This window comes from uncultured Jatrophihabitans sp., assembly GCF_964252635.1.
In the GTDB taxonomy this organism is placed as follows: Bacteria; Actinomycetota; Actinomycetes; order Mycobacteriales; family Jatrophihabitantaceae; genus Jatrophihabitans.
Map to the genome: position 1 here is coordinate 16,359 of NZ_CAXUNP010000001.1, position 24,752 is coordinate 41,110.

Below are 24,752 nucleotides of genomic sequence, written 5' to 3' on the forward strand. Positions count from 1 at the left end.
TGTCAGTCGTCCTTTCGAGCGTTCCGGTACCGCTGGATCAAGGCGTTCGTGGAGCTGTCGTGCGTGAGGTCGGGAGATTCGTCCGAGGTCAGCTCGCCGGCGACCCTCTTGGCCAGCACCTTGCCCAGTTCGACGCCCCACTGGTCGAAGCTGTTGATCGACCAGATCGTGCCCTGGGTGAACACGCTGTGCTCGTACAGGGCGACCAGCGTGCCCACCGCGTGCGGGGTCAGGTGGTCCAGCAGGACCGTGTTCGACGGGCGGGTGCCGTCGCACACGCGGTGCGGCACCAGCCAGTCGCGCGTGCCCTCGGCCGCCACCTGCTCGGCCGTCTTGCCGAAGGCCAGCGCCTCGCCCTGCGCGAACACGTTGGCCGTCAGCAGGTCCTGGTGGGTGGCGCCGGCCGGTGCCGCGTCGGACCGGGCCAGCAGCGGGTTCAGCGAGTGCAGGAACCCGATGAAGTCGGCCGGGATGAGCTCGGTGCCCTGGTGGATGAGCTGGTAGAAGCTGTGCTGGCCGTTCGTGCCCGGCTCGCCCCAGTAGACCGGGCCGGTCGCGTAGTCGACCCGCTCGCCGGTGAGCGTGACGTGCTTGCCGTTCGACTCCATGGTCAGCTGCTGCAGGTAGGCGGGGAAACGCTTCAGGTACTGGTCGTAGGGCAGGACGGCCTGCGTCTGGGCGTCGAAGAAGTCGGCGTACCAGACCGTCAGCAGACCGAGCAGCACCGGCAGGTTCTCCGCGAAGGGGGCCGTGCGGAAGTGCTCGTCCATGGCGTGGAAACCAGCAAGCAGATCACCGAAGCCCTCAGGCCCGATGGCGATCATCGTGGACAGGCCGATGGCCGAGTCCATGGAGTAGCGGCCGCCGACCCAGTCCCAGAAGCCAAACATGTTCATGACGTCGATGCCGAACTCCGAGACGGCGTCGGAGTTGGTCGACACCGCGACGAAGTGCTTCGCGATCGCGGCCTTGCTGTCCAGTGTCGCGAGCAGCCAGTCGCGGGCGGTGGCGGCGTTCGTCATCGTCTCGAGCGTGGTGAACGTCTTGGACGAGACGATGAACAGCGTCTGCTCGGGATCGAGGTCCCGGGTGGCCTCGGCGAAGTCGGTGCCGTCGACATTGGACACGAAACGGAACGTGAGGTCGCGCTGGGAGTAGTGCCGCAGCGCCTCGTAGGCCATGACGGGGCCGAGGTCCGAGCCGCCGATGCCGATGTTGACGATGTTGGTGGTGGGCTTGCCGGTGTGGCCCAGCCACTTGCCGCTGCGCACCTTGTCGGCGAACTCGCCCATCCGGTGCAGCACCTCGTGGACGGCCGGCACGACGTCGACGCCGTCGACCGAGATCTGCTCACTGGTGGGCGCGCGCAGGGCGACGTGCAGGACGGCGCGGTCCTCGGTGATGTTGATCTTCTCGCCGGCGAACATGTCGGCGATGTGCTCGCTCAGCCCGGACTGTTCGGCCAACTCGATCAGCAACCGCAGCGTCTCGGCGGTGATCCGGTTCTTCGAGTAGTCGAGGTAGATGCCCTCGGCCTCGACGGTGAACGTCGTACCGCGGCCGGGGTCGGCGTCGAACAGGTCGCGCAGGGTGGTGTCGGCGATCTCGGCGTGGTGCGCCTGCAGCGCGGCCCAGGCCGGTCGACGGATGAGGGGGGCGATGTCGGACTCGGTCATGGGCAGCGTTCCAGGACGATCCTCATGGGTCATGCCTACCAGACCCGCGGATGGCGCTAAACAGTCCCGCGGGGGCTCGCTGAGGCGCGCTCAGCGCTGTGCTCGAGGTCGTCGAGCACGACCCCGAGGACGCGCTCGCACACCCGTCCGTCGTCGTGCGGGGACATCTCGGCGTTCATGGCCTGTCGACGGGGCCCGTCGGCCGGGCCGCGGGCCGGATCGAGCAGCGCGGCGACCAGCTCGTCCTGCGTCCGGACGATGGGCCCGGGGACGCTGTCGACGGGCAGGTAGAACCCACGCAACGCGTTCTCGTAGCGGTCGAGGTCGTACATGAAGAAAATCATCGGACGGTCGAGCAGCCCGTAGTCGAAGTAGATGCTGGAGTAGTCGGTGACGAGCAGGTCGCTGGCCAGGCAGACCTCGTTGATCTCGTCGACGCCGGACACGTCGAGGACGAAACCCTCGTGCGCGGCCAGGTCGAAGGAGTTCGTCACCAGGTAGTGGGCGCGGAACAGGACCACCCAGTCGTCACCCAACGCCCGCCGGAGGGCGTCGAGGTCGAGCGGCTGGCGGTACACGTATCCCGACCGCGAACTGTGCTGGTCGTCGCGCCAGGTCGGCGCGTACAGCACGACCTTCTTGTCCGGGGCGATGCCGAGCTTCTCGCGGGCCGCCTTCACGTCGGCGTCCGTGGCGTTGACGAGCTGGTCGTTGCGCGGGTTGCCGGCCTCGAGGAACAGGGAGTCGACCTTGGCCTCCGGCACCCCGAAGGCGCTGGTGAAGCAGCGCGTGGTGAACGGCGCCGCCGACAGGAAGCGGGTGATCTTGCGGGCCTCGATCCGGTAGCGCTGGTCGATTTCGTCCTTGCCGTTCATGGCCGTCTCGGTGGTCTCGACGACGTCGATGCCGATGCGCTTGAGCGGGGTGCCGTGCCAGGTCTGCACGTAGGTCTGCCCCGGGCGGGGGCTGAGCTCAGCGGCGATCACCGAGTTGCTGACCCACGCCGCGGCGCGCCCGAACGCCTGGTAGTACGGCCCGGTGCGGTAGCGCACGATGCTCGTGCGCGGGTCGGCGAGCGCGGCGAAGTCCTGCGCGTGGGCGGGATTGCGGAACGACCACACGAACCGACGGTCGGCGAAGCGGGGGTCGTCGAGCATCGCCTCGTAGAGGGCGCGCGGGGAGCCGGCGTAGCTGCGGCCCATGAAGCTCTCGAAGGCGATCAGGCCCGCGTCGGGTGCGCCTCGGGAGTTCCAGCGGAACAGCATCGTGCGTTGACGGGTGCGCCAGAGGCGGTACTGGGCGCGCAGAGCGGGGTGGCGTTTGAGCACGCCCACGCCGTAGGCCTTGACCCGCTTCAGGACGTTCATCCGAGGTCCCCCGGGGCGGCGCCGAGAGCCAGCGCGACGATGCGACGGGTGCAGCCACCGTCGGCCGGTGCGACGAACTCGTCGCGGAAGCGGGCGACCGAGGCCACCGAGCCCTCGTGGTCGTGGATGGCGGCGGCGACGTCCTTGGCGGTGGCCGCGACGGGTCCGGGCATGTCTCCCTCGTAGTCCAGGAAGAGCCCGCGTCGACCGCGGTACTCCTCGAGGTCGTAGGCGTAGAAGTAGAGCGGCAGGCCGACCACCGCCGCATCGAACACGATGGCCGAGTAGTCGGTGACGACGTGGTCGGCGACGGCCAGCCAGTCGAGCGTCGAGAACGCGCGGTCCTGGACGACGCCCGGACGGCCGGAGTAGTCGCGACGGTCCAACGGGTGCAGGGTGACGACGACGTCGAAATCGTCCGGGCCCAGCGCGTCGAGGATGTCGTCGACCCGCACCGGAATGCCCTTGCGGAAGGTCGGCGCGTACAGGACCAGCGGCTTGGCCCCCAGCTGCGGGTGCGCCTCGTGGATGCGCCGCCGCTTGGCCTTCGTGGCCTCCGGGTCGTGCAGGATGTCGACGCGCGGCGTGCCGATGGGCAGGACCCGAGCAGGCGGCACGCCGAAGGCCTCGGCGAACGGCGTGACCATCCGACGGCCGCCGGCGATGACCCAGTCGTAGCCCTGGTGCATCCGCATGGCGGTGGCGAGCTCGCGTGAGCGGCCCTCGTCGGTGTCGAGTGCGGCGAGGCCGAAACGCTTGATGGCACCCAGCGCGTGCCACATCTGCACGACGACCAACGACTCGCGATGACGCAGCACGCTGAGGGCGGCCATGTAGCTGTCGGTGATGCACGCGCGGGACGTGGCCAGGTGGTACATCTCCTGCAGCATCTGCACCGGTACGCCGAGCGGGTTGGTGTTGCGGTGGTTCAGCACGACCACGCGCAGGGACGGGTCCTGCCGGCGGATCTCGTCGCGGACGCGCTCGAAGTCCTGGGACGTGCGGCCGTACAGCCGCGACATGAGCACGACCTTCGGCCGCACCGGCAGCAGCTTGAGCAGCGCGTAGACCACCGCGAGTACGCCCACCACGCCACGCGCCGCGAACGCGACGACGGACTCGAGACGGGCGCCGGGCATCCCGTCAGCCTACGAAAGGCTCATGGGACGAGTGAGATGCGCACCGCACGGAACTGGGCCGGGGTCGCCCGCAGGACCGCCAGCTTGGGGTCTTTGACCTCGAGCCACGGTCCGGACGGCGCCGGCAACGCGACGAGGCGCCGGTCGGCGAGCACGGTCTGCACGGCGTCCCGGTCGCCGCCGGCCACGAGGGCGTCCAGGTCGGTATGTGCGCCCAGGACGCGGGCGGCCACGTCCGCGGCGTCGGCGAAGACGGCGTCGGCCTGATTGGCGCGGCGCCGGGCGTAGCGCTGCTGCGACCACCCGCCGGCCTTCGTCCCGCCCTGCACGTACCGCGACCCCACCTTCGACTCGCGCAGCTCGGCGCCCTCGAAGACCCCGGCCGCGTACCCGCCCCGCCGCACGATCAGCACGCCGACCCGGCGGGGTCGGTTCGCATGCTCGACCAGGGCGTCCAGGACGTCCCCGCCCTCCGTGACCAGCGGCGGGAACGGGACGTGGATCCAGGCGCGGTCGCCGTCGGACCCGGTCAGCGCCACGACGTCGCGGTCGAGCCGGGTGTCGGCGTCCCCGTGTCGCTCGCCGAAGCCGGCCAACCACTTCGACAGCCGCTCGGGCCCGACGCTCACCTGGCGGGCGTGCGCCGGCGGATCCACCGACCCCTCGGACGCCGCCACCCAGGTCACGCTACGGCCCTCCCCTGCTCTGCCTCCCGCCCGCAGTGGTCGCGATTCGTGCGGGTTCTGCGACCACACCGGGCGGGAAGACGGGTGGGGTTGGGTCAGACGGGTTCGACGGCGACGGTGTCGGGTGTGTCGGAACGCTCGGGGTCGGTGCCGTCACCGGCCCGCACGAGCGCGATGCCGACGAGCACGACGACGGCCCCGACGCCCTGCAGCAGCGCCGGTCGCTGGTCGAGCAGCGCCCATGAGAACAGGATCGCGAACAGCACCTCGGCCAGCCCGACGAACGAGGCCACCCGCGCCCCGAGCCGCCGCGCCGCCGCGATGCCGGTGGCGTAGGCGACGACTGCGGCGATCAGCGACACCCCGAGCACCGGCACCAGCCAGCTCACGGCGGCGCCGGCCAACCGCACGTCGGCGGTCGCCGTACGGAACGGCAGCACCCCGGTCAGGTCGACGGCAATCAACGCGATGGCCGCCGACGCCATGCCCGCCCCGGCCATCACGATCGGCGGCAGCGGCTCGCCCGCGTCGGCCGGCGACGAGCTCGACAGCACGAAGTAGGACGCCAGGCCGACCGCCGCCCCGAGCGCCCACAGCACGCCGACGAGGTCGACCCGCTGCGCGCCCGTGAGGTCCAGGACGAGCACCAGGCCGCCGAGCGCCAGCACCCCACCGACCGTCGTCAGCCGGCTCGGCCGGTGCCCGTGCACCAGCCACATCCAGAGCACCACCAGCAGCGTGCCGCAGTACTCCAGCAGCAGCGCGACCCCTACCGACAGGTGCTGGACAGCGTTGAAGAAGAACAGTTGGGGCACGGCCACCGCGGTGACGCCGTAGAGGACGGCGGTGCGCCACTGCCGGCGCAGGAGATGCCACCGGCCCCGGAGCGCCCGCGCCGCCGGTACCAGCAGCGCCAGGGCCGCGATGCCGATGCGCAGGGTCGCCGCTCCCGCCGGCGTCCACCCGGCGGCCAGCAGCGAGTCACCGAACGGCCCGGCGGTGCCGAAGGTCGCGGCGGACAGCACGGCCAGCCCGAGGCCCGCGGCACCGATCCGCTGCATTGCCGCCACCCCGCTTCGAAAAGATTGTAAGGAGTCAAACACCCGTATGCTGGTGACGGTAACGAGCAGACCCGAAAGGAGTCAAGTTGCTTTTTGCTCATGACACCGAGGTGGCGCTCGCGGCCGCTGCCGCGCTCGTCAACACGCAGGGCGACGGGGGTCTTGACACCGTCGGCGAGCTCGACGCCTTCGTCTCCGCCTGGGGCTGGACCGGGTCACGCCGGCACAACCGCGCCGAGCTCGACAGCGTGCGTGACCTGCGTCCGCGGCTGCGCTCCCTGTGGACCGCCGACGCGGACGGCGCCGTGCAGACCGTCAACGCGCTGTTGACCGAGGCCCACGCCCTCCCCCAGCTGGTCAAGCACGACGGCTGGGACTACCACCTGCACGCCACGCCGCCGGCCGCGCCGCTCGCCGACCGGATGGCGGTGGAGGCCGCGATGGCCGTCGTCGACGTCATCCGCTCGGGCGAACTCGCGCGCCTGCGCCTGTGCGCGGCCGACGACTGCGACAACGTGCTCGTCGACCTGTCGAAGAACCGGTCGCGGCGCTTCTGCGAGAGCGGGTGCGGCAACCGCGCGAACGTCGCCGCCTACCGCGCGCGACGGGCGGCTACGACGTGATGTCCTTGCGCTCGAAGCGCAGCCAGGCGTAGCCGAGGAACAGCGCCGTGTAGACGAGCGCCACCCCCGTCCCGCGGATCATGTCGTCCCAACGGATGGAGGAGCTCAGCGCATCGACCCAGGCGTAGTCGTAGTGGGTCGGCAGGAAGTTGCGGTAGGACTTCAGCGCCGTGATCTGGTCGATGATGCTGGACACCACCGCGGCCATCACCGCGCCGCCGACCGCACCGAGCGGGTTGTCGACCGCCGTCGACAGCAGGAACGCCAACGACGCGAAGATCATCATGCGGATGGCGATGAAGACGATGACGACGACCATCCGCCACAGCGACGCGCTGGTGTCGAACGAGCCGCCGATCGGCGACTTGGCCGGTGCCCACCCGAAGAACACGCCGCCGACCACGAACGCCCACGCCGGCAGCACCACGATGGCCGCGAAGCTCAGTGCCGCACCCACCGCCAGCTTCTGGCGCAGCAGACGCGACCGGCGCACGGGCTGGGCCAGCAGGTAGCGCAACGACGACCACGTCGCCTCGCTGGACACGGTGTCGCCGCAGAACAGGGCCACGACGACGACGATCAGGAAGCCCACCGACGCGAACTCGGTGAACAGTGCGAAGTTGAACCCGCCGGCGGTGGCCAGCCCGACGAGTTGCGGCGCGTCCGAACCGGCCGCGCCGCCGAGCTTGAAGGCCAGCGCGATGACGAGCGGCAGCACGAGCAGGAGCCCGAACGCCACCTGGGTACGGCGCCGGCGCAGCTGGCGCTCGAACTCGACACGCAGGCGCAGGGTGCGACGGGGGTCGAAGGTCGGCGCCCGGTCGGGGTCGAGCGCGGCCAGCCGGTCGTGGAAGCCGCGCCGCGTGGCGGCGACGCGCGACAGCTCGCGGTCGTTCGCCGGTCGCCGCGTCATCGGTTCGACCATCTAGTCACTCCCGATCAGGTCGAGGAACACGTCTTCGAGGGCGCGCCGGGCCGGGACGACCTGGACGCCGATGCCGGCGGCGGCGAGCACCCGCGACGCCTGCTGCGGGTCGTCGACGGCCAGCTGCTCGCCGGCGGTGCCCGCCACGACCTCGTCGACCGAACCCGCCGCGACGAGCTTGCCGCGGTGCATGACGACGACGTGCGTGCAGGTCTGCTCGACCTCGGCCAGCAGGTGGCTGGACACGATGACGGTGCGACCCGTCTCGGCGTACTGCCGCAGCACCTCACGCATCTCGGCGATCTGCGGCGGGTCGAGACCGTTGGTGGGTTCGTCGAGCACGAGCAGCTCCGGCAGCCCCAGCATGGCCTGGGCGATGCCGAGCCGCTGCCGCATGCCCTGGCTGTAGGCCCGCACGCGCCGGTCGATGGACCCCCCGAGGCCGGCGATGTCGAGCGCGACGCCGAACTCGGCCTCGTCCTCCGGCCGGCCGGTGGCCGCCCAGTACAGACGCAGGTTGTCGCGTCCGGACAGGTGCGGCAGGAAACCCGGGCCCTCGATGAAGGACCCCAGCCGGGCGAGCACCGGAGCGCCGGGCACGACCGGCTCACCGAAGACGTGGATCTCGCCGGACGTCGGGGTGATCAACCCGACAAGGGTGCGCAGGGCAGTGGTCTTGCCGGCGCCGTTGGGCCCCAGCAGCCCGACGACCTGGCCACGCTCGACCCGGAAGCTGACGTCGTCGACGGCCCGGTAACCGCCGCGGTACTCCTTGACGAGGTGCTCGATGCTCACCGGGACGCCGGCCAGCTCCGGCACGGGCTTGAGGGTCAGGCGACGTCGCAGGAAGACCGCGGCGACCCCGAGCGCGACGAGAGCGGCGACGACGAGGCCGACGATCAGCCAGGTGATCGGGTGGCCGCCGCTGACCGTCGTGCCACCGACCGTCGGAACGGTCACGGCGGCCGACCCGCCCGCGAGCGCGATCGCGTACTCGCGCGGCTGCGTCTCGTTGGCGTAGGCGAAGTCGGTCGAGCTGACGGTCAGCACGAGGCGGTGACCCGTCTGGATGTTGCGGACGACGGCGGGCAACCGCACGGTGACGGTCGTCGGCACCCCGGCGCGCGCGTCCGCTATGCGCAGGGGCGACACGAGCTGCGACGGCAGCGTGGCCGAGCCGTCCTTGTCGAGGTCGCGGAGCCCGACAAACAGGACGACGTCACCCGAGCTCCGCGGCGTGACGGTCAGCCGGACGGTCGGGGCGCCGACGATGCGGACGTCGGACGTCAGCGCCGCCGAGGCGAACGCCGCCGTCTGGCCCGGGGCGGCGGGCAGGGCCAGGGCCGAGCCGCCGACCGAGCCGAGGCGGTTCAGGATGCCGCCGAGGCCCGGGATGCTGGTGATGTTCGAGGGCGTCCCACCGGCCGGCGAGGCGATCGGCTGGGTGGGCCCGCGGACGTCGACGGTCCGGGTCTTCGCCGCGGACGTGCCCCCGATACCCGGGTAGCCGTCGGCTCGGAGCACCTTGTCGGCGGCGTCGCCCGTGGCCGCGGACACGACGCCGGCCTGCTCGGTGTACTCGAAGGACTGCCGCTCGGACACGGTGCCGTGCCCGGCGCCCAGGGTCGTGCCGAACCACGACGCCGCCGCGCTGGTGGCCGTGCCGCCGCCGACCGAGCTGTCGTCGTGGCCGCCCTGCCGCCACACCACCCGCACCGGGGTGCCGTGGGCGGCGATCCCCCGCGCGTTGGCGTCGGCCTCGGTCAGCGGGAACAGCGAATCCTGCTCCCCCTGGGTCAGCAGCGTGGGCGCGTCGATCTTCGACAGGTAGGTCGACGGACTGGCGGCGGTCATGATCGTGCGCAGGGCCGCGGTGGGTGCGCCGGCCTCGGCCGAGGCCTGGTAGGCCGAGCAGACGTCGGGGGCGAAGTTGCCGCAGCTCACCGAGCGCGGCAGCTCGGTGGGTGCCTTGCCCGCGGCGAGCTGGGCCAGCAGTCCCTGGCTGTTGCCGAACCCGTTGCCGAACAGCGAGCCGACGTAGAGCCGCTTGAAGACGCCGGCGGTGCTGCCCGCGTTGTTGGGGAAGAAGGCGTGCGACAGGTTGTTCCAGGTGATGTCGGCCGCCACCGCACCCACCCGGTGGTCGGCAGCGGCCAGCAGCAGCGAGATGCCGCCGCCGTAGGACGAGCCTGCGGCGCCGATCTGGGCGCGACCGTCGACCTTCTCGACCTGGCGCAGCCCGCTGAGGTAGGTCACGAGCCGGGAGGCGTCGCGGATCTCGTAGTCGGGCGACGCGAAGTGGATCAGGCCGCCGGACTTCCCAAAGCCACGAGCGCTGTAGGTGAGCACGACGTACCCCCGGTCGGCCAGCTTCTTCGCGGTGCCGGCCAGGTCACCTTTGTCACCGCCGAATCCCTGGCTCAGCAGGACGGCCGGCGCCGGGGTACCGGACGGTATGTAGAGGGTGGTGTCGAGCCGCACCGGCGTGCCGTTCTCGGGGGTGCCGGTGACGAACTGGCTGCGGCTGGTGACGTGGCTCGACGACGAGACCGCGCCCACCACGATGCCCGCGACGGCCAGCACCACGACGGCGATGACCACGACGAGAACGGTTCGGGAGCGCAGTCGCTCTCGCAGGGCGGCCACCATCTGGCCCAGCGTACGGATCGCACCTAAGGGCAGCTGACAGCGCGGTGACCTGGGACGAGCCGGGCGGTCAGCCCTGCTGCATCCGGGCCTGCAGCGAGGCGTCCTTGGCCTGCGCCGCGGCGGCGAGCTCGAGCTGGAACGCGCTGACGCGACGGGCCAGGGCGTCGTCGGACGAGGCGAGGATGCGCACGGCGAGCAGGCCTGCGTTGCGGGCGCCACCGATCGACACGGTCGCGACCGGCACGCCGGCGGGCATCTGCACGATCGAGAGCAGCGAGTCCACGCCGTCGAGGTACTTGAGCGGGACGGGTACCCCGATGACCGGCAGCGTCGTGGACGCCGCGACCATGCCGGGCAGGTGGGCCGCCCCGCCCGCACCCGCGATGATGATCTTGAGGCCGCGGCCGGCGGCCTGCTGGGCGTAGGTGTGCATCAGGTGCGGGGTGCGGTGGGCCGAGACGACCCGGACCTCGTGGGCGACGTCGAACTCGCCGAGGGCCTCGGCGGCGGCGGCCATCACCGGGTAGTCCGAGTCCGAGCCCATGATGATCCCGACCTGCGGCGCGCGTGCCGCCGCCGTCGACTCACCCATGCGCGGGCACCGTGCCGGCCGCGTCGCCGACCATGAGGTACTGCGCGGCCTCCCGGGCGCGCCGGCGCAGCGTCTCGAGGTCGTGGCCGACGACGGTGACGTGCCCGACCTTGCGACCGGGACGGAACTGCTTGCCGTACAGGTGGACCTTGACCTCGGGCCAGTGCGCGAAGCAGTGGTGCATGCGCTCGTCGATCCCCTTCGGCACCACGTCGTCGGGGCCACCCAGCAGGTTGACCATCACGGTGTGGGGCGCGACCGGGTCGGTGGTGCCCAGCGGGTAGTCGAGGACCGCCCGGAGGTGTTGCTCGAACTGCGACGTCGTCGAGCCCTCGATGGTCCAGTGGGCGGAGTTGTGCGGGCGCATGGCCAGCTCGTTGACGACCAGCCCGTCCGCGGTCTGGAAGAGCTCGACGGCGAGCACGCCGGTGACGCCGAGCTCGTGGGCGATGCGCAGGGCGAGGGCCTGCGCCTGCTCGGCCACGTCCTCATCGAGGTCGGGGGCCGGCGCGATGACCTCGACGCAGATGCCGTCGCGCTGCACCGTCTCGACCACCGGCCACACGGCGCCCTGCCCGAACGGCGAGCGGGCGACGTCGGCGGCGAGCTCCCGGACGATCGCGACCTTCTCCTCGACGATCAGCGGGGTGCCGGAGGCGAGCACCGGGGCCGCCTCCTCCACCGAACTGACGACCCATACGCCCTTGCCGTCGTAACCGCCGCGCGTGGCCTTGAGCACGACCGGCCAGCCCACCTGCTCGGCGAAGCCCGCCAGGTCGTTCTCGGTGTCGACGGGGGCCCACCGCGGGCACGGCACGCCGAGCGCCGACAGACGACGGCGCATCTCGCCCTTGTCCTGGGCGAACACGAGCGCCGCCGCGGAGGGGTGCACGGTGACGCCGTCCGCCTCGAGCGCGGCGATGTGCGCGTTCGGGACGTGCTCGTGGTCGAAGGTCACCGCGTCGCAGCCGACCGCGAAGGCCCGCAGGTCGTCCAGCGACCGGTAGTCGCCGACCACGACGTCGTGGGCGACCAGGGCGGCGCCGTCGTCGACCGAATCGGCGAGGACCCGCAGCCCCTGGCCCAGCGGGATCGCGGCCTGATGCGTCATGCGGGCCAGCTGGCCGGCCCCCACCATGCCCACGACGGGCAGCCCGGTGCGTTCGTCCACGCCAGCAGCGTAGCCGGATGAGCGTGCGCTCCGGACGGGGTGGAGCCGCGTGCGGGCGGGGGTAGAGTCCGCCAGGATGACGACGGCCGGCCCCTCCGTGTTGCGCGCGCGCTTGCGCGCGTACCTGCGTGGCTCCTGGCGGATCCTGCTGAAGGAGCTGGCCGCATTCGGCGTCGTCGGCGCCATGGCCTTCGTCCTGGACATCGGCATCTTCACCTGGCTGACCCACGGCGTGCATCTGGGCGCCCTGAAGTCCAAGGCCGTGTCCACGGTGGTCTCGACGGTCTTCGCCTACTTCGGCAACCGCCACCTGTCCTTCTCCCACCGCGCCCGGTCGAGCCTGGGTCGTGAGACGGCGTTCTTCTTCGGCATCAACCTCGTCACGCTGGCCTTCTCCGAGCTGGCGCTGGCGCTGTTCGTCTACGGCTTCCACTACGGGCACCAGAGCTCGACGGTGTTCGTGGTCAACCTGGTGACGATCGGCATCGGCACGGTGCTGCGCTTCTGGGCCTACAAGCGGTTCGTCTTCCTGCATCCCGACCGCGTGCACGCCTCGGACGCGGACCTGGAACGGCAGCTCGCCGAGTAGAACGCTCGGCCCTCGTCCGGTGTCAGTCGACCCCGCCGACGTCGGTGTGGAACGCCTCGTAGACGAGGTCGGCGCCCGTCTGCCTGTGCCGCACCAGGTGGCCCAGCAACCGGGTGGCGCGTTCGCGCAGCTCGTCGACGTCCTGCTCCGCGACCGGAGGCTCGCTGTCGGCGACGAGGGTGTCGATCTCGGCGGCCATCCCGGCGTGCTCGTTGGTCAGCCCGGTGACTGCGTTCGCGAGACGCAGGTCGCGCGTCAGGATCGCCTGGTGCAGCCCGTCCGGGCCTTCGGTGACCTCGATATGGGCACCGAAGTCGGTGGCCAGCGTGCGCAACGCGTCGTGCACCGCCTCGCCCCACACGACCGCGCGGCCGGACGCCGGCGCGGCCAGGCAGCGTTCGAGGAAGTTCAGGCTCTCGCGCAGCTCGGCGCGACGCACCCGGACGGCGTCGAGCTCGTCGATCTCGGCAGGCATCTCGGTACGGGGTTCCATGGCGCACCTCCGGTGGGCGGAGCCGGTGTTCATGGCGGGTCACCATGGTGGTCCTTGCGCGCCCGTCCCGTCCACCCCCCAGGATGGACGCCATGACGAGTGTGCTGATCGGTGGCGGACGCGACGACCTGGGCGCGCTGCTGGCGCCGTTCTTCGCCGCGGCGGGGCCCGACCCCACGGTGGCGTGTGTGGTGATCGACGAGGGCACCGGGGCCGACGAGTTCGCCGAATGGGCGGCGGCGCTGCAGGCCGCGGCACCGTGCCGGCCGGTACCTGTGCTGCTGCCCGTCGGTGCCCCGTTCGCCCTCGAGTCGCTGGATGACGCCGACGCGCTGTTCGTGGCCGGCGGGCTCACGCCGGCGTACGCCGAGGCGCTGGTGCCGGCGGCCGCATCCATCCGGTCGTGGCTGGCCGGCGGGCGGCCGTACGCCGGGTTCTCGGCCGGGGCCGCCATCGCCCCGGTGGGGGCGGTCGTCGGCGGGTGGCTGCTCGCCGGGCGGCCCGTCTGCCCGTCCGACGCGGCCGAGGACCTCGAGGAGGTGACGGTCGTCGACGGCCTCGGCCTGCTCGGGCTGGCCGTCGACGTGCACGCCGCGCAGTGGGGGACGCTGGGGCGGCTCATCGGCGCCGTGACGGCCGGTCTCGTCCCGGCCGGGCTCGCGCTCGACAACGGCACGGCGCTGGTTGTCGCCGACGACGGCGAGCTGTCGGTCCTGGGGACGGGCGCGGCCCACCTGGTGCGGCCCGCGGCCTCGGGGGTGAGCGTCGTGTCCTTCACCGGCGGCGCGCCCCTGACCGTCTGAACCCGGGGGCCACCCCGGTCTTGATCAGGTCTTCCTCCCGAGTTGCCGGTTCGGAGTCGCGAAACGGCAACTCGGGAGGTAAACGTGATCGGCACTCGGCAGGGACGTGATCAGCAGTCGGCGGCGCGGCCGAGCAGCAGGGCCCGCTCGCTCGCGTTGGCGGTCAGCGCGGCCGCGCGCTCGAACTCGGCGCGGGCCTCGTCGCGACGGTCCAGCTTCAACAGCAGGTCGCCACGCACCGCGGGGACGAGGTGGTAGCGCCGCAGTAGCGCGACGTCCTCGTCGACGAGCGCGTCGACGACGGCCAGCCCGGCCTGCGGGCCGTCGGCCATCCCGACCGCGACGGCCCGGTTCAGCTCGACCACCGGCGAGCCCGTGACCGCGACGAGCCGGCCGTACAGCGCGGCGATCAGCGGCCAGTCGGTCCGGTCGGCGCTCACCGCCCGGGCATGGCACGCGGCGATCGAGGCCTGCAGCACGTACGGCCCGGCCCCGCCGAGGCTGGTCGCCCGGTCGAGCGCGGCCAGCGCGTGCGTGATCAGCAACCGGTCCCACCGGGAGCGGTTCTGGTCGAGCAGCGTCACCGGGGCCCCGTCGGGGCCCACCCGGGCGCGCAGCCGTGACGCCTGGATCTCCATGAGCGCCACCAGGCCGTGGGCCTCGGATTCGCCCGCGGCCAGACCGGCCAGGATGCGCCCGAGTCGCATGGCCTCCTCGCAGAGCGTCGGCCGGGTCCAGCTCTCCCCGGCCGTGGCTGCGTACCCCTCGTTGAACACCAGGTACACGACCTCGAGGACGGAGGCCAGCCGCGCGGTGAGATCGTCGCCGGACGGCACCTCGAACGGCACCTGCGCGGCCGACAACGCCTTCTTGGCCCGGGTGATGCGCGCGGCCATGGTGGGCGTCGGGACGAGGTAGGCGCGGGCGATCTCGTCGGTCGACAGGCCACCGACCATCCGCAGGGTCAGCGCGACCCGCGCCTCCGGCGCGAGTACGGGATGGCAGGCGGTGAAGATCAGCCGCAGCACGTCGTCGGCGACCGTGGCCCCGCCGTCGACCTCGGTGTCTATGTCGATCATGGGATCGTCCGTCGTCTCTGTCAGGTCGCGGCCCAGCTCCTCGAGCTTGCGCTCGTAGGTCACCTCGCGGCGGACGGTGTCGACCCAGCGGCGCCGGGCCACTGCGGTCAGCCAGGCGCCTGGGTTGTCCGGCACGCCGGACTGCGGCCACTGCTCCAGCGCGGCGAGCAGCGCGTCCTGCGTGAGGTCCTCGGCGAGGCCCGCGTCGTGGGTGACGCGGGCCAGCCCGCCGATGACCCGCGCGGCCTCCATCCGCCACACCGCGTCGATGCGGCGGCGGACGGCCTCACTGCTGCTGGGCGGCAATCTGGTCGCGCAGCTTCTGCTCGGCGGCCTGCACCTCGGCGGTGAAGCCCGCACCCAGGTCCTCGCCCTCCATGACCTTGCGGAGCTCGAGGTACTGGCCGTCCGGGAACGGCGCCCGCTTGGCCCACTCGACGGCCTCGTCCATCGAGGAGACCTGCCAGATCCAGAACCCGGCGACCAGTTCCTTGGTCTCGGCGAACGGGCCGTCGAGCACCGCGGCGTCCTTCCCGAACCGCACCCGCTTGCCCTGCCGGCTCGCCGTCAGACCCTCGCCGGCCAGCATGACGCCGGCGTTCACGAGCTGCTCGTTGTACTGGCCCATCCGGGCGAATTCCTCCGCGGAGGGCAGGCGCCCGTTCTCGGAGTCCTCGTTGGCCTTGACGATCACCATGACGCGCATCGCAGTCGCTCCTTCGTCCGTCGGGCCCCTGATGGGCCCGTCACGAGTGCGTCGAACGACCCGTGACCATTTCGACAGCGTCCGCAGACTAATTTCCGATGCGTGCGAGGTCACGCCTCTACGGCGTGACCGCGTCGATCGCCCGGTAGATCCGCTTCTCGCTGATCGGGCGGGGGGTCCCGAGCTGCTGCGCCCACAGGCTCACCCGCAGCTCCTCGAGCTGCCAGGCGATGTCGCGGACGTCCTGCCCCGCGGACCGCACGGGCGGCAGGGCCCGCACCAGCTCGTCGTAGGCGTCGCGCACCGTGTGCACGCGGGCCATCCGGGCACGGTCGGTGTCGACGTCACGGGGCAACAGCTCGAGACGGCGCGCGATGGCCGTCAGGTACCGCGTGAGGTCGCGGAGTCGTCCGGCGCCGGCGCGGGCCACGAAACCCGTGGGCAGCAGTTCGCGGAACTGCTGACGCACGTCCTCGACCGCGTCGGCCTGGCTGCGCGGCGGATCGGCGGGCAGGGCCAGGCGCACCTCGTGGGCGGCGGCCAGCACCTGCTCGACGTCGCGGACGACCGATGCCGTGCGGGTGACGAGCTGCTGGGCGACCTCGGTCCGCAGCCCTTCGAAGGCGTCCCTCGTCCAGACCGGTTCCGGCGCCAGCACGTCGACGGCCGCGTCGGCGCAGTCGTCGAGCAACGCGGCCAGCGACCCGTCCGGGTTGCTGCCGAGCACCAACCGGGCCCGGGTGGCGATGGTGCGCTCGACGGCCTTGACGGGTGACGGCGTGGTCAGGCGCAGCAGCCGCCGCTGCCCGGCCCGCGCGGCCGCACGCTGCTCGGCCGCCGTGGCGAACACCCGTACTCCGACTGTGGCGCCGCGCTCCACCAGCGCCGGGTACCCGCGGACGACGTGCTCGCCGCTGCGCCGCTCGACGACCTGCGGCAGCTCGGCCAGGTCGGCAGGCCAGGTGGTGAGGCCGTCGCGTTCCAGCTCGCCGCCGATCGCGTCGGCCACCGCGGCCCGGACCGGGGCGGCCAGCTGCTCCTGCAACGCGGCGAGGTCCTTGCCGCGCGCCACCTCGGCCCCGGACGCGTCCTCGACGACGAAGGACATGCGCAGGTGCGACGGCAGCCGCTCGGTGTCGAAGGCGTCGAGCGGGACGAGCACCCCGGTACGCCGTTGCAGCTCGCGCTGCAGACCGACCAGCAGCGGTTCCTGGCCTGGGTCCAGGTCGGCGAGCACGGCCCGCGCGGTGTCGGGTACCGGCACGAAGTTGCGGCGCAGGTCCTTGGGCAGTGAGCGGATCAGCGCGGTGACCAGCTCCTCGCGCAACGCGGGTACCTGCCACGCGAACTCGTCACCGCCGAGGCGGGCCAGCACGTCGACCGGGACGTGCACGGTGACGCCGTCGTCGTCTGCCCCTGGCTCGAACCGGTAGGTGACGGGCAGCGCGAGGTCGCCGGCCTGCCACACGTCGGGCCCGACCGCGTCGGCGTCCTCGGTGCGCAGCAGGTCGTCACGGGTCAGGGTCAGCAGGCCGGGGGTCCGGTGCCTCTGCCCCTTCCACCACGCGTCGAAGTGCCGTTGGGACACGACGTCGGCCGGCAGCCGGGCGTCGAAGAATGCGTACAGCTCGTCGTCGCCGACGAGCAGGTCACGGCGGCGGGCCCGCTCCTCCACCTCCTCGAGCTCGGCACGCAGGACTGCGTTGTCCCGGACGAAGTGGTGCCGCGTCTGCCAGTCGCCCTCGACGAGCGCGTGGCGCAGGAACAGCTCGCGCGACTCGACCGGGTCGACGGTCGCGTAGCCCACGCGCCGGCGGGCGACCAGCGGCAGCCCGTACAGCGTGACCCGCTCGTAGGCCATCGCGGCGCCCCGCCGGGCGTCCCAGTGCGGCTCGCTGTAGGTGCGCTGGACAAGGGGTCCGGCGACACGCTCGACCGTCTCGGGTTCGATGCGGGCGGCGATGCGACCGAAGAGCCTGCTGGTCTCCACGAGGTCCGCGACGACGATCCAGCGTGGCGGCTTCTTCGACAGCGTCGAGCCGGGCGCGAGCACGAATCGGGTGTTGCGGGCGCCGACGAAATCGCGCGACGCGCGAGAAGGAGGACCGGAGTCCCGGGAATCGCTCTCCCGCAGGCCGACGTGACCGAGCAGGCCGGCGAGCAGGGCGGCGTGCACCCGCTTCTCGTCGGCGGGCTCGTCGTTCTCGACGATGTCGAGGCCGCGGGCGATGGTCCGCAGCTGGCCGACCAGGTCCTGCCACTCGCGCACCCGCAGGTAGTGCAGGAACTCCTCGCGGCACATGCGTCGGAACTGGTTGCCGGACAGGTCCCGGCGTTGCGAGCGCACGTAGTTCCAGAGGTTGACGAAGCTGACGAAGTCCGAGTGCTCGTCGGCGAAGCGCGCGTGCTTCGCCCTTGCGGCGTCCTCGCGGTCGGTCGGGCGTTCGCGCGGGTCCGGGATCGACAGCGCGGCGGCGATGACGAGCACCTCGCGGACGCACCCCTCGTCGTGCGCGGCGAGGATCATCCGCCCGACGCGCGGGTCGAGCGGCAGCTGCGCCAGCCGCCGCCCCACGTCGGTGAGCCCGCCGTCGGCGTCGAAGGCGCCGAGCTCCTGGAGCAGGGCGACGCCGTCGCGGATGCTGCGGCGGTCCGGCGGGTCCAGGAACGGGAACTGCGCGATGTCGCCGAGGTTCAGCGCGGCCATCTGCAGGATGACGCTGGCCAGGTTGGTGCGCAGGATCTCGGGCTCGGTGTAGCGCGGACGGGCCTCGAAGTCCTGCTCGCTGTACAGGCGGATGGCGATGCCGTCCGCGACACGACCGCACCGTCCGGCGCGCTGGGCGGCCGACGCCTGCGAGATGGGCTCGATGGGCAGGCGCTGGACCTTGGTGCGCCTGCTGTACCGCGAGATGCGGGCCGTGCCCGGATCGACGACGTACCGAATGCCCGGCACGGTCAGCGACGTCTCGGCCACGTTGGTGGCCAGCACGACGCGTCGACCGGTGTGCGACTGGAACACCTTCTGCTGCTCGGCCGTCGACAACCGCGCGTACAGCGGCAGGACCTCCGTGTTCGGCAGGTCGGACAGCGCTTCCGCGGTGTCGCGGATCTCGCGCTCGCCGGACAGGAACACCAGCACGTCGCCCGGCGCCTCGTGCTCCAGCTCGCGCACGGCGTCGACGATGGCCTCGGTCGGGTCGCGTGTCTCGGTCCGGACGACGTCGTGGTCCGGGTCATCCGCATCGTCGTCGTCGGCGGGGGCGACGGGCTGCTCGAGCGGCCGGTACCGGATCTCCACCGGGAAGGTGCGCCCGCTCACCTCGACGATCGGCGCACCCCCGAAGTGGGCCGCGAACCGTTCGGGCTCGATGGTCGCCGACGTGAGGACGATCTTGAGGTCGGGACGACGCGGCATGAGCTCGCGGAGGTACCCGAGCAGGAAGTCGATGTTGAGGCTGCGCTCGTGCGCCTCGTCAATGATCAACGTGTCGTAGCGCTGCAGCAGACGGTCACGTTGCATCTCGGCGAGCAGGATGCCGTCGGTCATCAACTTGATCAGCGTGCGGTCGCTCGCCTGGTCGGTGAAGCGCACCGTGTAACCGACCGCGTCGCCCAGCTCGGTGTGCAGTTCGTCGGCGATGCGCTGGCCGACCGTGCGGGCGGCGAGCCGACGCGGCTGGGTGTGCCCGATGGTGCCGCGGACGCCGCGGCCGAGCTCCAGGCAGATCTTGGGCAGCTGGGTCGTCTTGCCCGACCCGGTCTCGCCGGCGACGATCACGACCTGGTGCTCCCGGATGGCGGCCGCGATGTCCTCGCGACGGGCGCTCACCGGCAGGTCCGGATACGTGACGGTCGGCACGGCGGCCTTGCGGGTGGCCACCAGCGCCTCACCCCGCGTGATCTGCTCGGCGATGCGCTGCAGCTTGGTGTCGCGGTTGCGGGCCCGGCGGGCCTGCTCCAGACGTCGGCGGATCCGGTGCTCGTCCCGGATGGTCAACCCGCCGAGGCGCGCACGCAGGTCGACGACGGACGGGGCGGACACCCGCTCCAGGGTAGGCGGGCCGTCGCGCGGGTAGGCACGTCCCATGAGCGCACCCAACGACACGTCCTCACCGTCGAACGAGCAGCAGCCCGGAGACCCGCACGAGGGCATCAACGCCTACGAGAACCAGGACGCCCGCGCGTTCGAGGAGAACCAGAGCTCACCGCTGGCGCGCGCCTCCGGTGGCGAGGGCATGCCGCCCGCCGAGGCCCCCAAGGAGGGCGAGGCCCCCGAGCTGGCGGGTACCGGCGCGGGCGACCCGCTGGCCGGCGTGCACATCAGCGACGAGGACTCCGAGCACGCGGTGTCCGGCGACGAGGGTCCGGAGCATCCCGGGGTGCGCCGCAACACCTGAGGCCAGGTCGGCCCACGTCGTCAGCGAGCGGCCACCTGGCAGGCCGTCGCACCGTGGCAGGTGGTCAGCGCACGCAACCGGGCGTGCAGACCGGCGAGTACCACCGGTGACGCCGTGGGCGCCAGGTTGTTCGTCTCGTACGGATCCTTGACGGTGTCGTAGTACTCGCGTTCGCCGTCCTGGTACTCGACGTAGAGCGCAGTCGACGTCCGCAACGCCTCGTAGGTCGGTGGGTTGCCGTAGCGGACCGTCTGCACGTCGGGGTCGTGCCGGTCGTAATCGGGCCCGTGGTGCTCGACGAGCACGCTGTTCTGCCAGTCGGTGGGTACCGCGGCGCCGTGCCACAGCTTGGCCAGGCTGACACCGTCCGGGTCGCCGCGCAGGCGACCGCCACCCAGGTCGGCGAAGGTTGGAGCGAGGTCGATGCTGGACGCCATGGCGCTGACGGTGCGCCCGTGCGGCACACCGGGCCCGGCCACGATCAGCGGAACCCGGATGTCGGTGTCGAACGCGGTCTGTTTGCCGGGCAGCAGGCGGTGCTCGCCCATGTGGTAGCCGTTGTCGGAGCTGAAGACGAAGTAGGTGTTGTCGGCGAGGCCCTGCTGCTGCAGCTGCCGCTCGAGGGCTCCGACCACGCGGTCGACCTCCTGCACGGCCTGCACCCGCTTGCGGAAGGCCTTGTCGATGTGCACGTTGTCCTGCGGCGCGAGCGGCGGCAGCTTCCGTAGCCATGCCGGTGCGTTCACGGAGACCCGCCCGTAGCTGGGGTTGCGCGGTGCGTGCACGTCGGGGAAGGCGTTGGCGTCGCGTGGCGCGGGCGTCGCCGGGATGTGCGGGGCGAAGCTGGCCAGTTCCAGCATGAACGGTCGGCGGGCGTCGTGGATCAACGAGCCGGCCCGCCGACCGATGACGGTCGTCAGGTAGTCCTCCGGCGCATTGCCGTACGACGTCTGCACGCCGTCCTGGTTCAGGGTGTAGTTGAACTCGCCGTATCCGCCGGTGCCGGCGACGTCCCACTCCGACCAGCCGGCGGGCTTGGGCACCGTCGGCTGGTAGCCGTTGAGGTACTTGCCGAGCAGCCCGGTCTGGTAGCCGCGGCGTTGCAGGGCGACGGCGAAGGTCCGGTCGGCGTCGCGGTGCTCGTCGAAGGCGCGCATCCCGCCGTCGGGCAGGTGGTTGGTGTACACGCCGGTGTCGTGCGGGTAGTCGCCGGTGAAGATGGCCGAGCGCGACGGGCAGCACAGCGAGTCGACGACGTAGTAGTTCGAGAACGACGTGCCGCGTCGCGCGAGCCGCTCGACGTTGGGCATGTACGGCAGCAGGTTGGACGCCAGGTCGTCGGTCAGGACGAAGACGATGTTGGGCCGCGACGACGAGTTCGGCCCGGAGGCGGCATGGACGGCCCGTGCGCCGGCGGACGCGCCGCCGTGCCGGTGGCTCGCCGACGACGTCGTGCACCCGGCCAGGAGCACGACCAGGCAGGTGAGCACGAGCATGAGACGGGGCGTCAGGGTTAGGCGCACGACCGAGATACTTCCGGTTCGTTGCTGAGGGCTCGGCGCCGGGCTCGGCGCCGGGCTCGGCGTCGGGCTCGGCGTCGGGCTCGGCCGGGGCGGTCAGAGGCGGACGGGCAGGGCCTCTAGGCCGTAGACCATCGACAGGTCGCGGTAGGGCAGGTCCTCCGCGTCGGTCGCCAGGTGCAGGCCGGGGAAGCGGCGCAACAGGGCCGGGAACGCCAGCCGGAGCTCGAGGCGGGCGAGTTCGGCGCCCACGCAGCGGTGCAGACCGTGCCCGAACGCCAGATGGGACACGGGCTCGCGGTCGAGGGAGACGGCGTCCATGTCCGCGCCGATCCGTCCGTCGCGGTTGGCGCCGCTCAACGAGCAGATGACGACGTCGCCGGCGAAGATCTCCTTGCCGCCGAGCGTGACGTCCCGGCGGGCGAAGCGCGGGAAGCCGGCCTGCACCACGCTCAGCAGGCGCAAGGCCTCCTCGACGAAGGGCTCGACCGCGGCGTCGTCGTCGCGGACGCGGGCCGCCAGCGCCGGATCGCGCAGGAGCACGACCGAGCCGAGCGCGAGCATGCTGACGGTCGTCTCGAGGCCGCCGGTGAGCACGCCGTCGGCCAGGCCGGCGAGCTCGACGTCGTCGATCGAGTCGCCGTACTCGGTGAGGACGGCGCCGATCAGACCGGGCCCTGGGTTGTTGCGCTGACGGGCCACGACGTCGCGCAGCAGGGCAATGGCCTCCTGGATGTAGTCCAGCGTCGCGGCACCCTCGTTGAAGTCGAAGCGGGCGGTGCTGAGTCGTTGGAACTCGGCCTGGTCGTCGTCCTCGACACCGAGCAGTTCCATGATCACGCGGGACGGGATCGGCAGGGCGAAGTGCTGCTGCAGGTCGACGACCCCGTCGCGTGCTGCGGTGGCGGCCACATCGGCCAGCGCGTCGTCGACGATCTCGCGTACCCGCGGCACCTGCCGGGCCAGCGCCCGGGTCGTGAAGTGCGGCGTGAGCATGTGCCGCAGCCGGGTGTGCGCGGGCGGGTCGGCGAAACCCAGGCCGCCCGGGTCCTGGTCGGCGCCGATCCCGATCTTGCCGACCATGTTGCTGAAGTCGTTGCTGAAGGTATGCGGGTCCGCGGCCAGCACCTGGCGCGACTCCTCGTAGCCGGTCACCAGCCACCCACGCAGCCCCAGCGGCAGCTTGAGCCTGCTGACCGGCGCGCGTTCGCGCACGGCCGCGAGCTCCGGCACCGGGTCGAGGCCGACCCGGCGCAGCGGCATCTTGGCCTCGTCCGGGAAGCGGGCCAGCAACGAGGACGGGTCGGACTCCCCGGGCAGCCGCATCAGCAGCCCGAGCAGGGCGCGGCGACCACGGTTCGCCCCCTTGGCGCCGAGTGTCCGTAGCGACTGCACCGTGCTGGCCTCCAGGTCGTGGTTGCGCTCATCGTAGGGACGGCGGCCCGGCTGTGCCGGACGGCGCGGCGGGACATACTGCACGACGTGTCGGACGCCGGGTTGACCGTCAGCGCGGGGTTGGCCCTGGCGAGCGCGCTGGCCTTCGCCGTCGCCACGGTCGCCCAGCAGCGGGCCGCGTCGCGTTCCTCCGACGAGGACGCCCGGAACGCCTCCTTCATCGTCTCGCTGCTGCGCAGCCCGCTGTGGTGGGCCGGGACGCTCGGCAACGGCGGCGGGTACGTGCTGCAGGCGTTCGCCCTGGCCTTCGGCCCGCTGCTGCTCGTCTCGCCGATCGTCGTCACGTCGCTGCTGTTCGCGTTGCCGCTCAGCGCCCGGCTGATGGGCCGGCGGCTGACCGCGGCCACCTGGACGTGGGCGGTGGTGCTGGCCGGGTCGCTCGGCGTGTTCGTCGCGCTGGGCAACCCCGACAAGGGCCGCGACCGCGGCACGGGCACCGGCTGGCTGCTCGTCGTCCTCGTCTGCCTGCCGGTCGTGCTCGCCTGCCTGGTGATCGCCCGCCGGCGGACCGGGGCGGCGCGGGCCGGGTCGCTGGCCGTCGCCGACGGAGTGCTCGCCGGCGTCAACAGCGTGCTCACCAAGTCCACGGTGCTGCTGCTCGGGCACGGGCTCGCGACGGCCTTCACCTCCGGCGAGACGTACGGGGTGATCGTCGTGGGGCTGTCGGGCGTCTACCTGCAGCAGTTGGCGTTCCAGGCCGGCGAGTTGCAGGCCTCCATGCCGGTGATCGCGGTGCTCGAGCCCGCCGTCGGCGCGTTGCTGGGGGTGACCCTGCTCGACGAGCGGCTGCAGGCCGGTCCGGCCGTGGTCGTGGTCCTGCTCGTGGTGAGCGTGATCATGGCCGTGGCCACGGTGGCCCTGGCACGCAGCCACGCGCAGGCGCATGATGAGGTCGCCGTCGCGGACGCCCCGTCCGGTGCGCCGCAAGTCGACACGCCGACAGACGTCGTCGCACGATTGACGGATTAGAACATCTGTTCGATGATGGGCGGATGCTCGACGTCGCCATCCACAAGGCCGACGGCACCACCGCCGTCGACTGGGCGCACGTCGGTGTGCGCACCGCTCCCCCGTTGCCGGTGGCCCCCGCACTGCGGGCCGTCCTGCCCGACGGGCTGCGGCGCGGCAGCACGGTCAGTGTCAGCGGGTCGCTGTCGCTGCTGCTCGCGGTGCTCGGCACGGCCTCGGCCGACGGCGCCTGGTGCGCGCTCGTGGGGTTCGGCCCGATCAGCGCCGAGTCCGCGCAGGAGTACGGCGTCGAGCTGCGCCGGCTCGCGCTCGTCCCTGCCCCCGGCGACGGCTGGACGACCGCGGTGGGTGCACTGCTCGACGCGGTCGACATCGTCGCCGTGCGGCCACCCCAGGCCGGCGGTGCGTCCGGGCGTCGCGGGGTGGCTCCCGGCGACGTGCGGCGCCTGGCCGCCCGGGCGCGCAGCAAGGACGCCGTGCTCATGCCCTACACCGATGCCTGGGCCGGCGCCGACGTCCGGCTGACGGCCCGCGAGGGCAGCTGGACGGGCGTGGGCGGTGCGGGCGGTGGCCGGCTGCGGTCCCGTCGGGTGCAGGTCGAGGCCCGGGGTCGCGGGCCGGCCGCCCGTCCCCGTTCGGCCGGGTTGTGGCTGCCGGCCGACGGCGGCGGGGTCGACACCGCTGCCGCGGTCGCTGCCGACCTCGCGTCGGCTGACCTCGCGTCGGCTGACCTCGCGTCGGCTGACCTCGCGTCGGCTGACCTCGCGCCGGCCGACCTCGCGCCGGCCACCGCCCAGGACATCGCCCAGGACATCGCTCCTGTCGTCGAGCTCGCCGGCTGAGCCGCGC

The 24,752-nt window shown here is 72.3% G+C and carries 21 protein-coding genes; 6 read left to right on the forward strand and 15 right to left on the reverse strand.

Translation table 11 applies throughout. The features are described from left to right. Window positions 1-2: 2 nt before the first annotated feature. The 5 genes from pgi to ACFFCA_RS00090 all read right to left on the reverse strand — a co-directional run bounded on the left by pgi (window position 3) and on the right by ACFFCA_RS00090 (window position 5,929). Window positions 3-1,676 (reverse strand): glucose-6-phosphate isomerase, encoded by a 1,674-nt coding sequence (gene pgi, locus ACFFCA_RS00070; RefSeq protein WP_375480872.1) that lies wholly within the window; start codon window positions 1,674-1,676, stop codon window positions 3-5. A gap of 56 nt (window positions 1,677-1,732) precedes the next feature. Continuing rightward, window positions 1,733-3,043, reverse strand: a complete 1,311-nt coding sequence (locus ACFFCA_RS00075) for a CDP-glycerol glycerophosphotransferase family protein (protein WP_375480873.1) — start codon at window positions 3,041-3,043, stop codon at window positions 1,733-1,735. After that, on the reverse strand, window positions 3,040-4,182 hold the full coding sequence (locus ACFFCA_RS00080) for a CDP-glycerol glycerophosphotransferase family protein (RefSeq protein WP_375480874.1): 1,143 nt from the start codon (window positions 4,180-4,182) through the stop codon (window positions 3,040-3,042). The genes ACFFCA_RS00075 and ACFFCA_RS00080 overlap by 4 nt, the downstream gene beginning before the upstream one ends. A gap of 20 nt (window positions 4,183-4,202) precedes the next feature. Further along, window positions 4,203-4,859, reverse strand: a complete 657-nt coding sequence (locus tag ACFFCA_RS00085) for an acVLRF1 family peptidyl-tRNA hydrolase (protein WP_375480875.1) — start codon at window positions 4,857-4,859, stop codon at window positions 4,203-4,205. A 104-nt stretch (window positions 4,860-4,963) separates the two neighbouring features. After that, window positions 4,964-5,929, reverse strand: a complete 966-nt coding sequence (locus ACFFCA_RS00090) for a DMT family transporter (protein ID WP_375480876.1) — start codon at window positions 5,927-5,929, stop codon at window positions 4,964-4,966. An 86-nt stretch (window positions 5,930-6,015) separates the two neighbouring features. On the opposite strand from ACFFCA_RS00090, the gene ACFFCA_RS00095 reads away from it, so the two are divergent. Further along, entirely contained in the window at window positions 6,016-6,552 is a 537-nt protein-coding gene (locus tag ACFFCA_RS00095; protein ID WP_375480877.1) for a CGNR zinc finger domain-containing protein, read from the forward strand. Here the strand turns inward: ACFFCA_RS00095 and ACFFCA_RS00100 are convergent. The 4 genes from ACFFCA_RS00100 to ACFFCA_RS00115 form a co-directional block, all read right to left on the reverse strand. Then, window positions 6,542-7,465 carry an ABC transporter permease gene (locus tag ACFFCA_RS00100; RefSeq protein ID WP_375480878.1) on the reverse strand — a complete coding sequence of 308 codons (924 nt, stop codon included), beginning with the start codon at window positions 7,463-7,465 and terminating at the stop codon, window positions 6,542-6,544. The genes ACFFCA_RS00095 and ACFFCA_RS00100 overlap by 11 nt on opposite strands. Window positions 7,466-7,477: 12 nt before the next feature. Further along, window positions 7,478-10,126 (reverse strand): alpha/beta fold hydrolase, encoded by a 2,649-nt coding sequence (locus ACFFCA_RS00105; protein ID WP_375480879.1) that lies wholly within the window; start codon window positions 10,124-10,126, stop codon window positions 7,478-7,480. Window positions 10,127-10,193: 67 nt separating this feature from the next. After that, window positions 10,194-10,718: a 5-(carboxyamino)imidazole ribonucleotide mutase gene (gene purE, locus ACFFCA_RS00110; RefSeq protein WP_375480880.1), complete on the reverse strand. Its 525-nt coding sequence runs from the start codon at window positions 10,716-10,718 to the stop codon at window positions 10,194-10,196. Continuing rightward, a complete protein-coding gene (locus ACFFCA_RS00115; protein ID WP_375480881.1) occupies window positions 10,711-11,889 on the reverse strand; it encodes a 5-(carboxyamino)imidazole ribonucleotide synthase in 1,179 nt (392 codons plus the stop codon). Before ACFFCA_RS00115 ends, purE begins: the two co-directional genes overlap by 8 nt. A 76-nt stretch (window positions 11,890-11,965) precedes the next feature. Here ACFFCA_RS00115 and ACFFCA_RS00120 point away from each other — a divergent pair, with 76 nt between their 5' ends. Continuing rightward, window positions 11,966-12,478, forward strand: a complete 513-nt coding sequence (locus ACFFCA_RS00120; RefSeq protein WP_375480882.1) for a GtrA family protein — start codon at window positions 11,966-11,968, stop codon at window positions 12,476-12,478. A 22-nt stretch (window positions 12,479-12,500) separates the two neighbouring features. Here the strand turns inward: ACFFCA_RS00120 and ACFFCA_RS00125 are convergent, their stop codons facing one another. Then, the gene (locus tag ACFFCA_RS00125) at window positions 12,501-12,971 is read right to left on the reverse strand and encodes a hypothetical protein (RefSeq protein ID WP_375480883.1); all 471 of its coding nucleotides are present in this window, start codon (window positions 12,969-12,971) and stop codon (window positions 12,501-12,503) included. A 92-nt stretch (window positions 12,972-13,063) separates the two neighbouring features. Between ACFFCA_RS00125 and ACFFCA_RS00130 the strand changes: the two genes are divergently transcribed. After that, window positions 13,064-13,774 (forward strand): hypothetical protein, encoded by a 711-nt coding sequence (locus tag ACFFCA_RS00130; RefSeq protein WP_375480884.1) that lies wholly within the window; start codon window positions 13,064-13,066, stop codon window positions 13,772-13,774. Between the two features lie 110 nt (window positions 13,775-13,884). Here the strand turns inward: ACFFCA_RS00130 and ACFFCA_RS00135 are convergent, their stop codons facing one another. From ACFFCA_RS00135 to hrpA, 3 genes are all read right to left on the reverse strand, one after another. Next, window positions 13,885-15,105, reverse strand: a complete 1,221-nt coding sequence (locus ACFFCA_RS00135; protein ID WP_375481036.1) for an RNA polymerase sigma factor — start codon at window positions 15,103-15,105, stop codon at window positions 13,885-13,887. A gap of 34 nt (window positions 15,106-15,139) precedes the next feature. Further along, a complete protein-coding gene (locus ACFFCA_RS00140; RefSeq protein WP_375480885.1) occupies window positions 15,140-15,559 on the reverse strand; it encodes a YciI family protein in 420 nt (139 codons plus the stop codon). Window positions 15,560-15,677: 118 nt separating this feature from the next. Continuing rightward, window positions 15,678-19,604 carry an ATP-dependent RNA helicase HrpA gene (gene hrpA / locus ACFFCA_RS00145; RefSeq protein WP_375480886.1) on the reverse strand — a complete coding sequence of 1,309 codons (3,927 nt, stop codon included), beginning with the start codon at window positions 19,602-19,604 and terminating at the stop codon, window positions 15,678-15,680. 43 nt (window positions 19,605-19,647) lie between these two features. On the opposite strand from hrpA, the gene ACFFCA_RS00150 reads away from it, so the two are divergent. Then, a complete protein-coding gene (locus ACFFCA_RS00150) occupies window positions 19,648-19,959 on the forward strand; it encodes a hypothetical protein (RefSeq protein WP_375480887.1) in 312 nt (103 codons plus the stop codon). A gap of 20 nt (window positions 19,960-19,979) precedes the next feature. On the opposite strand, the gene ACFFCA_RS00155 is transcribed toward ACFFCA_RS00150, so the two are convergent. Together ACFFCA_RS00155 and ACFFCA_RS00160 are read right to left on the reverse strand one after the other, a co-directional pair. Next, a complete protein-coding gene (locus ACFFCA_RS00155) occupies window positions 19,980-21,482 on the reverse strand; it encodes a sulfatase (protein ID WP_375480888.1) in 1,503 nt (500 codons plus the stop codon). A gap of 93 nt (window positions 21,483-21,575) precedes the next feature. After that, a complete protein-coding gene (locus ACFFCA_RS00160; RefSeq protein ID WP_375481037.1) occupies window positions 21,576-22,805 on the reverse strand; it encodes a cytochrome P450 in 1,230 nt (409 codons plus the stop codon). A 156-nt stretch (window positions 22,806-22,961) separates the two neighbouring features. Here ACFFCA_RS00160 and ACFFCA_RS00165 point away from each other — a divergent pair, with 156 nt between their 5' ends. Beyond that, window positions 22,962-23,903, forward strand: coding sequence for a DMT family transporter (locus ACFFCA_RS00165; protein ID WP_375480889.1), 942 nt, complete (start codon window positions 22,962-22,964; stop codon window positions 23,901-23,903). Window positions 23,904-23,926: 23 nt separating this feature from the next. Beyond that, on the forward strand, window positions 23,927-24,745 hold the full coding sequence (locus ACFFCA_RS00170; RefSeq protein ID WP_375480890.1) for a hypothetical protein: 819 nt from the start codon (window positions 23,927-23,929) through the stop codon (window positions 24,743-24,745). Window positions 24,746-24,752 lie beyond the last annotated feature (7 nt).

Coding starts and splice junctions, on each gene's coding strand:
- pgi (WP_375480872.1), bottom strand. CDS start 1,676: ATGACCGAGTCCGACATCGCCCCCCTCATCCGTCGACCGGCCTGGGCC.
- ACFFCA_RS00075 (WP_375480873.1), bottom strand. CDS start 3,043: ATGAACGTCCTGAAGCGGGTCAAGGCCTACGGCGTGGGCGTGCTCAAA.
- ACFFCA_RS00080 (WP_375480874.1), bottom strand. CDS start 4,182: ATGCCCGGCGCCCGTCTCGAGTCCGTCGTCGCGTTCGCGGCGCGTGGC.
- ACFFCA_RS00090 (WP_375480876.1), bottom strand. CDS start 5,929: ATGCAGCGGATCGGTGCCGCGGGCCTCGGGCTGGCCGTGCTGTCCGCC.
- ACFFCA_RS00100 (WP_375480878.1), bottom strand. CDS start 7,465: ATGACGCGGCGACCGGCGAACGACCGCGAGCTGTCGCGCGTCGCCGCC.
- ACFFCA_RS00105 (WP_375480879.1), bottom strand. CDS start 10,126: ATGGTGGCCGCCCTGCGAGAGCGACTGCGCTCCCGAACCGTTCTCGTC.
- purE (WP_375480880.1), bottom strand. CDS start 10,718: ATGGGTGAGTCGACGGCGGCGGCACGCGCGCCGCAGGTCGGGATCATC.
- ACFFCA_RS00120 (WP_375480882.1), top strand. CDS start 11,966: ATGACGACGGCCGGCCCCTCCGTGTTGCGCGCGCGCTTGCGCGCGTAC.
- ACFFCA_RS00125 (WP_375480883.1), bottom strand. CDS start 12,971: ATGGAACCCCGTACCGAGATGCCTGCCGAGATCGACGAGCTCGACGCC.
- ACFFCA_RS00130 (WP_375480884.1), top strand. CDS start 13,064: ATGACGAGTGTGCTGATCGGTGGCGGACGCGACGACCTGGGCGCGCTG.
- ACFFCA_RS00135 (WP_375481036.1), bottom strand. CDS start 15,105: ATGGAGGCCGCGCGGGTCATCGGCGGGCTGGCCCGCGTCACCCACGAC.
- ACFFCA_RS00140 (WP_375480885.1), bottom strand. CDS start 15,559: ATGCGCGTCATGGTGATCGTCAAGGCCAACGAGGACTCCGAGAACGGG.
- ACFFCA_RS00150 (WP_375480887.1), top strand. CDS start 19,648: ATGAGCGCACCCAACGACACGTCCTCACCGTCGAACGAGCAGCAGCCC.
- ACFFCA_RS00160 (WP_375481037.1), bottom strand. CDS start 22,805: ATGCGGCTGCCCGGGGAGTCCGACCCGTCCTCGTTGCTGGCCCGCTTC.
- ACFFCA_RS00170 (WP_375480890.1), top strand. CDS start 23,927: ATGCTCGACGTCGCCATCCACAAGGCCGACGGCACCACCGCCGTCGAC.